Origin of the sequence: Parasedimentitalea psychrophila, assembly GCF_030285785.1 — a bacterium.
Lineage (GTDB): Bacteria > Pseudomonadota > Alphaproteobacteria > Rhodobacterales > Rhodobacteraceae > Parasedimentitalea > Parasedimentitalea psychrophila.
In genome coordinates, this window is record NZ_CP127247.1 from 1,981,312 (window position 1) to 1,993,512 (window position 12,201).

Genomic DNA, 12,201 nt, shown 5'->3' on the forward strand with positions numbered 1-12,201 from the left:
GGCGACAGGACCACGCAACGGTGCACATAGGCTGCGCGGGGTTAGGGCTTTTGCATCTACCCCGATCGCGTCAGTGTTGGGGCAACTCTCCTGCGACCAAAGGATGCCCCTATGCCCACGCCTGTTCTTCTGACCCTGTCCGGTTCCCTGCGCCGTGATGCCACCAACCGCAAACTGCTGCTAGAGTCGGTGCGGTTGTTTGGCGACGCCAGCCATGTGCAGGGAAATCTGGACCTGCCGCTCTATGATGGCGACGTTGAGGCGCGCGATGGGATACCGGCGGCGGTCCAGCTTCTGGCCGATCAGATCACGGCGGCGGACGCGGTTGTGATCTCGACCCCGGAATACAACACGGCGCCGTCCGGGGTGCTGAAAAACGCTCTCGACTGGGTCAGCCGCACCGAGGGCCGCCCCTTTGCGGATAAGCCGGTGGCGGTGATGTCGGCGGCGGCAGGGCCGACCGGGGGCGAGACGGCGCAGGAGATACTGCGCGGCTTTCTGCTGTCGTTCCGGCCCCGTGTGCTGGCCGAACCAAAGCTGCATTTGGGCGGGTCCAGTGATCAGTTTGACGAGAATGGCCATCTGACCAGCGACGCGCATTTGACCACGCTGGCGGCGCTGATGCAAAACCTGCGCGCCGAAATTGAGATCTGAAATTTAGAACTGAGATCGAGGGCTGAAATTAAGGACTGAAGTTAAGGGCTGGGGCCTGTCCACAGGTTGGTGCTGCATGACGGTTGCGTCGGGCAGCACCAAGTGACTAGAGATTGTCCTCGACCCGGAATCCCTGGGGGATTGTGTCGACGCCATCGAGCAGCAGATCCGCCATCACATGTGCCACCTTGGGGGCCATGCCAAAGCCGATCTTGAAGCCGCCGTTGGCGATGAAATGGCCGGGGCGACCCGGATAGGTCCCCAGCATCGGTGACCGGGTTTTGGCGCGCGGGCGAACGCCGGCCCAGCGATCAATCACCTCGGCCCCGTGCAGCACCGGCATAATGGCGCGCACCCGTTCGATCACGTCTTCAAGCAGCTCGTCGGTCTCATGCGGCTCATCGAACAGGCGCTCGCTGGTGGAGCCGATGGCCAAAGTTCCGTCAGCGTGTGGGATCATATAGAGATTATCAGCCAAAATCTGCGGTGCCTCGCCCGCATCAAAGCGCAACACGGCGGATTGACCTTTGATGCCGCTGCCGACGGGTTTGCCCAGTTCGGCATTCAGCTCTCGCAACCCGGCAATGCCCTTGGCATGCACCACCAATCCCTGATCCGGCGCCTCATCCACCACCTTGATCCCCATCACCGCAAGCCCGGCAATCAGGCAGGCACCGGCGCGGCGCGGTGACATTCTGGCGGCCAGAGTGTCGTGGATGACATATCCGGTGGGGCTGGGCGGGGCCCAGGGGCCCAGATCGGACAGCTTGCAAACGGTCCATTCCGCCTCTCCCCGCCACAGTTCGCGGGCAGTTTCCACCCGCTTGCGGGCAAATCCCAGCGCCTTTTCGTCCTTGATCGGCTGCAGCCGCCCGGTGCGGCCATAGCCGGGGGAGACGCCGCCAGCGGCCTCAACCTCGGACCAGAATTTTTCGGCCATCAGCAGGCTGTCCAGCTGGAACGCCTTCTTGTTGTTCCAGTTTTCCGGCACATGCGGCGCAAGCGCCCCGACCAAGCCACCGCTAGAGCCTGAAGCTGCGCCGTAAGGATCTATCACTTGCACTTTGGCGCCGCGCTGGGCGCAGACCCAGGCAATCGTCAGGCCAAAGGCGCCGGCGCCTCGCACCGTTATGTCAGCCATTGCCATTTATCTATCCTTTCGCCAGTGTCGCGCGGGTTCAGCTCACCATCTAGGGGATATTCGCATGGCAGACCAGCAGGCGCGTCTTAGCTGGCGCGACGGCAGCCTTCCGGTGTCAGATCAGTTTGATGATCCCTATTTTTCGCTGCAGGGCGGTCTGGCGGAGGGTGAACACGTATTTCTGGCCGGCAATGATCTGCCCGCGCGGTTTGCGCCCGGGTTTCAGATCGCGGAGCTGGGCTTTGGCACCGGCCTGTCTGCGCTGACCGCCTGGAAGGCCTGGGAAGAGGCCGGGATGACCACACCGCTGCGGTTCACCAGCTTTGAGGCCTTTCCAATGGCGCTGCCGGATATGGCCCGCGCACTCCAGGCTTTCCCCGAGATCGCCCCCTGGGCCGCGCGGCTCTTGGCGCAGTGGCAGGGCGGTGGCATCTGTGATCTGGGCACATTACAGCTAGAGGTGATCATAGGCGACGCCCGCAGGTCGCTGCCAGAGTGGACAGGCCAGGCGGATGCCTGGTTTTTGGACGGGTTCTCTCCCGCCAAAAACCCCGAGCTGTGGCAGGCTGAGCTGATGGCCCAGGTGGGGCGCCACACCAGATCGGGGGGCAGCGCCGCGACCTATACCGCCGCCGGCTTTGTGCGGCGCGGGCTGCAGGACGCCGGATTCGAAGTAACCCGCGTGCCCGGTTTTGGGCGTAAGCGGCATATGACAAGGGCAAGGATGCCATGACACAAGTTAGCACCATGCAGGGGCAAACCAACAACGTAGCGATCGGCGTGATGCTGATGATCGGGGCAACGGTGGTGTTTGCTCTGCAGGACGGTATTTCGCGGCATCTGGCAGGCACTTACAACACCGCCATGGTGTTGATGGTGCGCTACTGGTTCTTTGCGGCTTTTGTAGTGTTTCTGGCCCTGCGGGCACCGGGCGGCATTCGTGCGACAGCCCGGACTGACCAGCTGGGTCTGCAAATTTTCCGCGGCGTGCTGCTGGCGGCTGAAGTTGGTGTTGCGGTCTATGGCTTTACCATTCTTGGTCTGATCGAAAGCCAAGCGGTGTTCATCTGCTACCCGCTGCTGGTGGCGGCGCTGAGCGGTCCGGTGCTGGGCGAGAGCGTCGGCTGGCGCCGCTGGATGGCGATTGGGCTGGGCTTGATCGGAGTTATGATCATTCTGCAGCCGGGGGCGGCGGTGTTCAATCCGGCGGCGGTGATCCCGTTCCTCTCGGCGCTGATGTTTGCCGTCTACGGGTTGCTGACCCGCTATGTGGCGCGCCGCGACAGCACCGCCACCAGTTTCTTTTGGACCGGCATCGCCGGGGCGGTGGTGACAACCTCTGTGGGCCTGTGGTCCTGGGAGCCGATGCTGGGCGGCGACTGGCTGTGGATGGGAGTGCTTTGCGTGTTTGGGGTTCTGGGGCACTGGTTGCTGATCAAGTGTTATGAGATGGCCGAGGCCAGCGCGGTGCAGCCCTTTGCCTATTTCCACCTGATCTGGGCGGCACTGCTTGGGGTCTGGGTGTTTGGCGAGGTGATCCGCGACAATGTTGCCATTGGCGCCGTGATCATCCTGGCGGCGGGGCTGTTCACCCTATGGCGCGAACGCGCCAAGGGTTGAACCAGAGAGCTCCTGCGAAAACGGGATCGGCAGAGGATCTTTGCCCAGCCGGGCGCGATAGACCGGCAGGCTTTCGGTGACCCGCATCACATAGTTGCGGGTCTCGTTGAACGGGATGTGCTCGATCCAGTCGACGATATCCGGGGTGCCATCACGCGGATCGCCGTAGCGCTCCATCCAGGCAATGGGCCGTCTTGGCCCGGCGTTATAGCCTGCCGCCATCATCACCACATTGCCGTTGAAGCTGCCGGCCAGCCCGGCCAGATAATTGGCCCCCAGCTTGGCGTTATAGTCCCATTCAACGGTCAACCGCGCGGTGGCGTGCTTGGCCAGAATGCCCAGTTTGGTGGCCACCAGCTTGGCGGTGGCCGGCATCACCTGCATCAGCCCGCGCGCGCCCGCGCCGCTGATCACCCGATGGTCAAATTCGCTCTCGCGCCGCGAGATCGCCAGCACCATTTCCTGGGCCATTGGCAGTCGCGCCTTTGACACCGGGTGCAGCGGGAAATAGGCACCCTTCAGCTCCATCCCCTGCCGCGCCGCGCGTTTTGAGATCATCACCGCCAGATGCGCCTGGCCCATCTCAACCGCCATCAGTCCCAATTGGCGCGCCTGAACCTCGTCCAGCCCTTCGACCAAATGGGTCAGGAACCGTTCCGCCAGATCGAACTCATCGGCATCAATCATCATCAGCGCCGCCTTGGTCACCGAGGATTTGGCAAAGGCAGCCTGTTGCCAGGAGGGCAGCGCAGGCGGGGTGTCCAGCGCCGGGTCAAAGCGGCGGCCGATCTGTTCAGCCGCCAGCAACCCATAAAACGAGGTCTGGTAATTGGCCCCCAGCGCATAGGCCTCGTGGGCCTTGTCTGGCTCTCCCATTGCGGCATAGGCGCGGCCCAGCCAGTAGCCACCGCGGCCGATTGAGATCGGCGTCTCGATCGAATCGAGAAACTGATCGAAATGCAGCACTGCAGTTGCCGGGTCATTCAGCTTTTGCAGGGCAATATAGCCGGCCAGCCATTCCAGATCGGAATAGTTGTAGCCAGCTTCGGGGGGGGTAAAGTGGCGGGCGGCCAGCTGGTAGGCGCGCTGATGATTGCCGTCCCGCATGTCCTGGCGGGCCAGATCCCGCCGTCGACGCGCCCATTGTTCCGGCTCGCCCAAACTGGCGGCACTGGTGCTGCGCTCCAGCATCAGCGTGATGGCATCCTCCTGCCGTTTCTTGCGATCCCGCCAGGAAAACCGGTCATAGGCCAGCCCGGGTGCATTGCGTAGATTGGCCGGAATGGCCGCAATCTTGGCATCAACCCCAGAGGACCGCTCCTGCAGCGCAATGCGGGCCTCAGCCAGCTTGCGATCTGCCTTGGGCACCAGGGACAGCATCCGTTTGGAACTGACTAGATGATGGTCCCACAGCAGCCGATCGAGCCGCGCCGCATGATGCGGCTTTAGCAGTTTGGCAAAGCCCTCCAGATAGGCGGCCTGCAACCCGGAGCCCATCGGCATGGTACGCCAGGCGGCAACTAGGTTGGCCTCGGCGTCGCCGCGTTTTCCGGTGGCAATCAACGCCCTGGCATAGCTCAGCACTCCCTCGGCGGTCTGCGGTGAGGCAGAGGCATAGAACTCCAGCACGACACCGGTCGCCGCTGCGGCAACGGCGGTTTCACTTTTGCGGCGCAGATAGGCCAGACCCGGCCAGTCCGGCCGCCGATACAGAAAGGCCAGCGTGTCATCCGCCGACCCCATGCCTTCGCGCAGCCGGTGCCATTCGATCACATCTGCGGCCACGTCTCCCGACTTCGCCGCCTGGCTGGACGCCTGGCTCCATTTCTCAGAGCGCATCAAATCCAGTGCCGCCCCCAGATTGCGGCCCTGTTGGGCGGCAGCTGGAGAGGTCCAGAGCGCGGAAATCAGTGTTAGAACGGTCAGAATGCGTGTCATCGCTTGCATTTCCCAATGAACCAAGGCTAGAGCCATTGACGATAATCTGTGACTTGCCGGGTTCAACCCAAATTTTCGGCAGTCCACCACTTCGGCGGGGCTTTGCCCGCCTGAGAAGCACAGCTAAGGGAGCGTGTCCATGTTCAAAGGCTCTATGCCAGCCCTCGTCACACCGTTTAATAACGGCGAGTTGGATCTGGATGCACTCAAACACCTTGTCGACTGGCAGATCAGCCAAGGCTCAACCGGTTTGGTCCCCGTGGGCACCACCGGTGAAAGCCCCACCCTGACCCATGACGAGCACGAGGCGGTCATTGCAGCGGTGGTGACGGCGGCGGCAGGCCGGGTGCCGGTGATTGCCGGTGCCGGCTCCAACAACACGGTCGAGACGATTCGGTTTGTTGAATTCGCCAAGCAGGCCGGTGCGGCTGCGGCTCTGGTGGTGACGCCCTACTACAACAAGCCAACACAGCGCGGCTTGGTGGCCCATTTCACCGCGGCGCATGACTGTGCCGACCTGCCGATCGTGATCTATAATATCCCCGGCCGCTCGATGGTCGACATGACCCCTGAAACCATGGGCGAGCTGGCCAGGCTGCCAAACATCATCGGCGTCAAAGACGCCACCGGTGATCTTGCCCGCGTCAGCCAGCAGCGGATGACCTGTGGTGCCGACTTTGTGCAGCTATCTGGCGAAGACGCCACTGCGCTGGGCTTTAACGCCCACGGCGGTGTTGGCTGCATCTCGGTCACCGCCAACGTGGCGCCGAAACTCTGCGCTGAATTCCAAGCCGCCACCCTGGCCGGTGATTACGCTCTGGCGCTAGAGTATCAGGACCGGTTGATGCCGCTGCACGAGGCGATCTTTATCGAGCCCGGCCTGGTTGGCGCCAAATACGGCCTCAACAAACTGGGCCTGTGCCGCCAAGAGGTGCGCTCGCCACTGACCGGCTTGCAAGACAGCACCAAGGCGGCGATTGATGCGGCAATGGCCCACGCCGGCCTGCTGTAAACGCGACAACATTCAAATGACAAAGGCGGCCTCCCCCCGGAGTGCCGCCTTTTTTCAATTCGAAGGTCCCGGAGCTTCATCTGGCCAAAAATATCCCGGGGGTGAATTGGCCCCTGGGCCAAGAGGGGGCTGGCCCCCTCCGGTGTCCGGTCGCCACCAGGCTCAGCGTTTGCCGTAATACAGCCCCACCACATGTTCGGCCTCGGCAAAAAACAGCCAGCGGGCGCAGGCCACGCCTGCCAGATGCGACAGCACTGCAATGGCAGCCATCAGGTGCTTTAGCATCAATCCGCTGAACGGGAATATCAGCAACAGAACCGGCAGGGCAAAACCAAGGGTGAAACCGATCACTCGCAGTTTCTGGCTGTGCTTGCGCCCGATCACATGCACAAATTCACGCAGCAGATAGTTGGTGCCGGTATGGGGGGGCTCAAAGGCGCGCACAGTACCGTCACTGCCCAGTCCGGTGGCGGTGGCCAATGTGGTCCCCGAGGTGGCAAAGGCCTGATCGCCCTTGACCCAATAGGCCAGCTGAATGGCGCCGGCGATGATCAGCAGACCCGTCGCCAGTGTTTCCTGTCCGGCGAGCAATGCCCCGCCCGCCAGCGAGATGCTGAGGAACAGTGCTGGGGTCAGCGGCATGTTCCAGCGTGGGATCGTTTTCAGCTGGGTGTAGATCATCGAGGTGGTGAACACAGTGGCCAGGCTCAGGGCGGCGCCAATGCCGCCGATCACTGGCCAGGCGGTGGCCAGAAACACGGTACCGAAGCCATAAATCGCCATCACCAGCAAGGCTCCAACGGCGCAGCAGCCTTCGCGGCTGAGCCAGCTGGTTTGCCACTGGCTAAACGCTTTCAGGGCGCGCTCGGGGCGGCCAAGGTGAAAGGTCGAGGCCAGCAAGCCGCCAACCGCCAGGCCGTAAGCGATGGCAAAGAACACAAAGGCAACCAGGCCAGAGACATCCGGCAAGCCAAGCCCAAGGAAAACCAGCAGACCAAAGCCAAGGCCGGACAGGGTGGTGAATACAATAACAGAGGGTGCGGGATGCATCAGCTTGCTCCTCCCGTAGATTGGCCGGGCAGTTTGTCGAGTGCCTTGTCCAGCCAGCCCATAAAGCCGCCTGCAGCTTCGGTCACCGGGGTCAATAGCGGCGCCAGGATGTCGATCTGATCTTCGATCTGGTCTTTGGGGCGGGGTGGCAGGTATTTGTTCACCGGTTTGGTGCCCATCTCGGGCATCAGATCAAAGCCACCGCGCGCCGCCACCAGCTTTGAGACATCACTGTCTGCATCGCCCAGATCGCCAAAATGCCGCGCACCCGATGGGCAGGTCCGCACGCAGGATGGGATGCGGTCTTCCTCGGGCAGGTTCTGGTTATAGATCCGGTCCACACAGAGCGTGCATTTCTTCATCACGCCTGCTGCCAGGTCCAACTCGCGCGCACCATAGGGGCAGGACCAGGCGCAGAGCCCGCAGCCAATGCAGTTGTCTTCATTGACCAGCACAATGCCGTCCTCGACCCGTTTGTAGCTGGCGCCAGTGGGGCAGACGGTGACGCAGGGGGCGTCGTCGCAGTGCAGGCAGGATTTTGGAAAATGGACCAGCTGGGCGGCGGGGCTGGGCTGGGCGTCACAGGCCGGTGGCTGTACCTCGAATGAGTGTACCCGGTTCAGGAAGCTGCCCGAGGGGTCGCCGCCATAGGGATCCTGATCAGATAGGGGGGCGCCATAGTTCTCGGTGTTCCAGCCCTTGCAGGAGATCACGCAGGCATGGCAGCCGACGCAGGTGTCGAGGTCGATGACCAGACCCATTTTGCGGCGGGTTGAGTTTGGGAGTTCGGTCATTTGAGGAGATCTCCGCGTTTTGGGCAGCGGCAGAGCTGGGGCGCTGCCCCAGACCCCGGGATATTTTGAGCCAGATGAAGCAGGGGGATCATTTTCCAACTTTCCACTTCAGGTCTTTGGGGCCGGTGTCGATTGGCGATTTCAAGGGCGGGAAGTCTGGTTTGCTTTCGGTCAATCCTTCGGGGACGGCGGTTTTTTCCAATTTTACCTTGAGGTCAAACCAAGCGGCCTGGCCGGTGATCGGGTCGGAGTTGGCCCATCGCATGCCGTCGCCTTTGGGGGGCAGCAATTCGTGGATCAGATGGTTGAGCAGGAAACCTTTGGTGGCCTCGGGGGCGTCCTCTTTCAGGGCCCAGCTACCTTTACGTTTGCCGATGGCGTTCCAGGTCCAGACGGTGTTGTCATTCAGCGCCGCCATCTCCATCACCGGTACGGTAATCTCGCCGTGCGGCGAGCTGACCTTGGCCCAATCGCCATCCTTCAGGTCGTTTTCGCGCATCAGTTTCGTCGGTACATAGAGCGGGTTGTACCCGTGCAGCTGGCGCAGCCAGGCGTTCTGGCCACCCCAGGAGTGATACATCGCCATTGGACGTTGGGTCAGGGCGTTGATGGTATAGCCCTCATTGCCCTGCTGGTCGGTCTGATACCAGATCGGCAGCGGATCCATGGTGTGTTTAATTCGGGCGCGCAGGTGATCGGGGGGCTGGCGGTCACCAAAGCCTTCGGCGGCCAGTTGGAATTTGCGCATCGGTTCCACATAGAGCTGGAACAGATAGGGCTGCGGGCTATCAAAGATACCCATGCCCACCGCCCAGTCCTGGTAGGCCTTGTTCCAGGGTTTGTAATAGGCCGCCTCGGCCGGGATGTGTTCGACGAAGAAGCCGCCGTTCTCAATGTAGCGGTCCAGCTGCTCGGGGTTTACTTCGCCGCGGCCGACCTTATCGCCGTCGGTGCCGCGAAACCCTGCCAGCGGGCCGATGCCGGGCTTGCGTTCGTGGTTGACGATGTAATCGGCGTAGTCTTTCCATTTGGGGCTGCCGTCTGCGTTGGTAAAGCCGGGCAGTTGCATCCGGTTGGCCAGATCGACCAGCACCGACTGAAAGCCACGCACGTCGCGGTCGGGTTCGATCACCGGCCAGCGGATGGCGTCGGCGGCGGCGTCGGCCTCGCAGATCGGCCGGTCCAGCATCGAGATGCAGTCGTGGCGTTCCAGATAGGTGGTGTCGGGCAGGATCAGGTCGGCGTAGCTGACCATTTCCGAGTTATAGGCATCGGAGTAGATGATATGCGGGATCACGTAGCCGCCATCGTCATTGCGCGCCGACAGCATCTCCATCACGCCGGTGGTGTTCATCGACGAGTTCCATGACATGTTGGCCATATACATGAACAGGGTGTTGATCTTGTAGGGATCGCCCGCATAGGCGTTTGAGATCACCATATGCATCAGCCCGTGGCTGGACATCGGGTTTTCCCAGGTAAACGCCTTGTCGATCCGGGCCGGGCTGCCGTCTTCCTTGAGCGCCAGATGTTCGGGGCCCTGGACAAAGCCCAGATGGGGCCCGTCGAGGGGGCGTCCGGGTCGGCCGTTGCAATGGGGCGCCGGGTGGGCCTCGGCTGGTTTGGGGTAGGGCGGTTTGAAGCGAAAACCACCGGGCACCTCGACAGTGCCCAGCAAGATCTGCAGCACATGCAGCGCGCGGCAGGTCTGAAAACCATTGGCATGGGCCGCAATGCCGCGCATGGCATGGAAGCTGACCGGGCGGCCTGTCATTTTCTGATGGGTCTCGCCGCGAAAATCGGTCCACTCAATGTCCAGCTCGATCGCCTCGTCAAAGGCGACGCGGGCAATTTCCGCTGCAATGGCACGGATGCGTTTGGCCGGGATGCCGCATTGGTCAGCAATTGCCTCGGGGGCGTAGTCCTCGGACAGGTAGCGTTCGGCCATCTGGTGGAACACCGGGCGGTGGGTGACGCCGTCCTTTTCATAGGTCGCAGACAGGTCGGGCCGCACGCCGGGGGTGTCAAAGGCGGTCAGCTTGCCGGTGTTGCGGTCGATCACCAGCGGCTTGTCATCGCTATCGCGCAGAAACAGACCCTGTTCCGGGCCCTCAGCTGCATTTACCAGCACCGGCGCGTTAGTATAGCGGCTCAGGTAGTCCAGGTCGATCTTGCCGGCCTTCATCAGCAGATGGATCAGCGACAGGATGAACAACCCGTCGGTGCCGGGGGTGATGCCAACCCATTCGTCGGCAATCGCATTATAGCCCGACCGGATCGGGTTGACGCCAATCACCTTGGCACCGCGCGCCTTGATCTTGCCCAGACCCGCCTTGATCGGGTTGCTGTCGTGATCCTCGGCGACGCCGAACATCATGAACAGCTTGGTGTGATCCCAATCGGGCTGGCCAAACTCCCAGAAGGCGCCGCCCATGGTGTAGATGCCGGCAGTTGCCATGTTGACCGAGCAGAACCCCCCATGCGCCGCGTAGTTGGGGGTGCCAAAGTTCTGCGCCCAGAACGAGGTGAAGCTTTGCGATTGATCGCGGCCGGTGAAGAAGGCCAGCTTGTGGGGCGCGGTCTCGTGCAGCTCGTTCAGCCAGCCGACAGCGGTGCTGATTGCTTCGTCCCAGGAGATTTCAACAAATTCACCCGAGCCACGCGGCCCCACCCGTTTCAGCGGCGCCTTGAGCCGGGAGGGCGCGTTGACCTGCATGATGCCGGCCGCGCCCTTGGCACAGAGCACGCCCTTGTTGACCGGGTGATCGCGGTTGCCTTCGATATAGGCAACCTTGCCACCCTTCATGTGTACATTGATGCCACAGCGACAGGCGCACATGTAACAGGTGGTCTTGCGGATCTCGTCCGAGACTTCAGGTGAGGTGTTCACCTGGGGTTGCTGGAATGTCATCTGGCCTCCCGTATTGGTTCTTAAATCAGGTAAGAACCGTAATCCCCGCCAGGATAAACCCGGCTATAAATACTGTTTCTACGATGATAAGTGCGATGGCGGCGCCGCCGACGGCCAGCACCTGTTTCAAATTGGTCTTCATGCCAACGGCGGCGATTGCCGTCAGCAGCAACCACCGGGATGCCTGGCTCAGGAAGTCGGTGACGATCGGCGGGATCAGACCAAAGGAGTTCAGCCCCGCCAGCACCAGAAACGCCAGTACAAAGCCGGGCAGCAGGGGCGGGCGTTTGCCATCCTTGGGCAGTACCGCAAATGAGCGGATCATCAACGAGGCCACCAGCACAATGGGGGCCAGCATCGCCACCCGCATCAGTTTCACCAATGTAGCAGTGTCGCCGGTTTGTTCCGAGATGGAAAATCCGGCGCCAACCACCTGCGCCACGTCATGGATTGTGCCGCCCAGGAAAACACCGGCCTGCACTGAATCCAGCTCTAGCAGATTGACCAGGATCGGATAGAGGATCATCGCTATGGTCGACAGAACCGTCACTCCCATTACGGTGAAAATCAGCCGCTCTTCGGATCGTTCATCGCGCGGCAGGATTGCACTGATCGCCATCGCGGCCGAGGCGCCACAGATCGCCACCGACCCGGCTGTCAGCAGCGCAAACCGCCATTTGTGACCAAACAGTCGCGCCACCGCGAGACCAAACAGGATGGTGGTAATGACGCCGCCAACCACCAGGGCTATAAGATGCCAGCCAAGCCCCATCATCAGAACCATCGACACCCGGACGCCGAGGAACGCAATCCCCAGCCGCAACAGCGAGCGGGCGGAAAAGGCGATGCCGGGGACGGTTTTGCCCTCTTCGCCCAGAAAACTGACCGCGATGCCCAGCAACAGTGCCAGCAACATCGCCGGTGTTGCGTAGTGGTCCGCCAGAAATTGCGCTGTTACCGCGACAATTATGGCAACCGCCACACCTGGAAAAAGCTCTTGCATGCGAGCTTTGATCTTCTGGTGGTACTGGTGCAGGGATGTTGTTTCGAGTGAGGGCGTCATATTGGTCTTTTGTTCCGT

The 12,201-nt window shown here is 61.8% G+C and carries 10 protein-coding genes; 4 read left to right on the forward strand and 6 right to left on the reverse strand.

Going from position 1 to position 12,201, the window contains the following annotated elements:
* Positions 1 to 111: 111 nt before the first annotated feature.
* Positions 112 to 654 (forward strand): NADPH-dependent FMN reductase, encoded by a 543-nt coding sequence (locus QPJ95_RS09560; RefSeq protein WP_270919252.1) that lies wholly within the window; start codon positions 112 to 114, stop codon positions 652 to 654.
* A gap of 106 nt (positions 655 to 760) precedes the next feature.
* On the opposite strand, the gene QPJ95_RS09565 is transcribed toward QPJ95_RS09560, so the two are convergent.
* Entirely contained in the window at positions 761 to 1,801 is a 1,041-nt protein-coding gene (locus tag QPJ95_RS09565) for an NAD(P)/FAD-dependent oxidoreductase (protein WP_270919251.1), read from the reverse strand.
* Between the two features lie 58 nt (positions 1,802 to 1,859).
* On the opposite strand from QPJ95_RS09565, the gene mnmD reads away from it, so the two are divergent.
* Positions 1,860 to 2,528: a tRNA (5-methylaminomethyl-2-thiouridine)(34)-methyltransferase MnmD gene (gene mnmD / locus QPJ95_RS09570; protein ID WP_270919250.1), complete on the forward strand. Its 669-nt coding sequence runs from the start codon at positions 1,860 to 1,862 to the stop codon at positions 2,526 to 2,528.
* Positions 2,525 to 3,415 carry a DMT family transporter gene (locus tag QPJ95_RS09575; RefSeq protein WP_270919249.1) on the forward strand — a complete coding sequence of 297 codons (891 nt, stop codon included), beginning with the start codon at positions 2,525 to 2,527 and terminating at the stop codon, positions 3,413 to 3,415. Before mnmD ends, QPJ95_RS09575 begins: the two co-directional genes overlap by 4 nt.
* On the opposite strand, the gene QPJ95_RS09580 is transcribed toward QPJ95_RS09575, so the two are convergent.
* Entirely contained in the window at positions 3,389 to 5,353 is a 1,965-nt protein-coding gene (locus QPJ95_RS09580) for a lytic transglycosylase domain-containing protein (protein WP_270919248.1), read from the reverse strand. The two genes, QPJ95_RS09575 and QPJ95_RS09580, sit on opposite strands and share 27 nt — an antisense overlap.
* Before the next feature lie 139 nt (positions 5,354 to 5,492).
* On the opposite strand from QPJ95_RS09580, the gene dapA reads away from it, so the two are divergent.
* On the forward strand, positions 5,493 to 6,365 hold the full coding sequence (gene dapA / locus QPJ95_RS09585; protein ID WP_270919247.1) for a 4-hydroxy-tetrahydrodipicolinate synthase: 873 nt from the start codon (positions 5,493 to 5,495) through the stop codon (positions 6,363 to 6,365).
* Positions 6,366 to 6,527: 162 nt separating this feature from the next.
* Here dapA and QPJ95_RS09590 read toward each other — a convergent pair whose 3' ends face one another.
* The 4 genes from QPJ95_RS09590 to QPJ95_RS09605 all read right to left on the reverse strand — a co-directional run bounded on the left by QPJ95_RS09590 (position 6,528) and on the right by QPJ95_RS09605 (position 12,123).
* Positions 6,528 to 7,415 (reverse strand): dimethyl sulfoxide reductase anchor subunit family protein, encoded by an 888-nt coding sequence (locus QPJ95_RS09590; protein ID WP_270919246.1) that lies wholly within the window; start codon positions 7,413 to 7,415, stop codon positions 6,528 to 6,530.
* A complete protein-coding gene (locus QPJ95_RS09595) occupies positions 7,415 to 8,209 on the reverse strand; it encodes a 4Fe-4S dicluster domain-containing protein (RefSeq protein ID WP_270919245.1) in 795 nt (264 codons plus the stop codon). Before QPJ95_RS09595 ends, QPJ95_RS09590 begins: the two co-directional genes overlap by 1 nt.
* 88 nt (positions 8,210 to 8,297) lie before the next feature.
* Entirely contained in the window at positions 8,298 to 11,120 is a 2,823-nt protein-coding gene (locus QPJ95_RS09600; protein WP_270919244.1) for a molybdopterin oxidoreductase family protein, read from the reverse strand.
* A gap of 25 nt (positions 11,121 to 11,145) precedes the next feature.
* On the reverse strand, positions 11,146 to 12,123 hold the full coding sequence (locus QPJ95_RS09605; RefSeq protein WP_270919281.1) for a YeiH family protein: 978 nt from the start codon (positions 12,121 to 12,123) through the stop codon (positions 11,146 to 11,148).
* Positions 12,124 to 12,201 lie beyond the last annotated feature (78 nt).

Coding starts and splice junctions, on each gene's coding strand:
- dapA (WP_270919247.1), top strand. CDS start 5,493: ATGTTCAAAGGCTCTATGCCAGCCCTCGTCACACCGTTTAATAACGGC.
- QPJ95_RS09560 (WP_270919252.1), top strand. CDS start 112: ATGCCCACGCCTGTTCTTCTGACCCTGTCCGGTTCCCTGCGCCGTGAT.
- QPJ95_RS09600 (WP_270919244.1), bottom strand. CDS start 11,120: ATGACATTCCAGCAACCCCAGGTGAACACCTCACCTGAAGTCTCGGAC.
- QPJ95_RS09580 (WP_270919248.1), bottom strand. CDS start 5,353: ATGACACGCATTCTGACCGTTCTAACACTGATTTCCGCGCTCTGGACC.
- QPJ95_RS09565 (WP_270919251.1), bottom strand. CDS start 1,801: ATGGCAATGGCTGACATAACGGTGCGAGGCGCCGGCGCCTTTGGCCTG.
- QPJ95_RS09590 (WP_270919246.1), bottom strand. CDS start 7,415: ATGCATCCCGCACCCTCTGTTATTGTATTCACCACCCTGTCCGGCCTT.
- QPJ95_RS09605 (WP_270919281.1), bottom strand. CDS start 12,123: ATGCAAGAGCTTTTTCCAGGTGTGGCGGTTGCCATAATTGTCGCGGTA.
- QPJ95_RS09595 (WP_270919245.1), bottom strand. CDS start 8,209: ATGACCGAACTCCCAAACTCAACCCGCCGCAAAATGGGTCTGGTCATC.
- QPJ95_RS09575 (WP_270919249.1), top strand. CDS start 2,525: ATGACACAAGTTAGCACCATGCAGGGGCAAACCAACAACGTAGCGATC.
- mnmD (WP_270919250.1), top strand. CDS start 1,860: ATGGCAGACCAGCAGGCGCGTCTTAGCTGGCGCGACGGCAGCCTTCCG.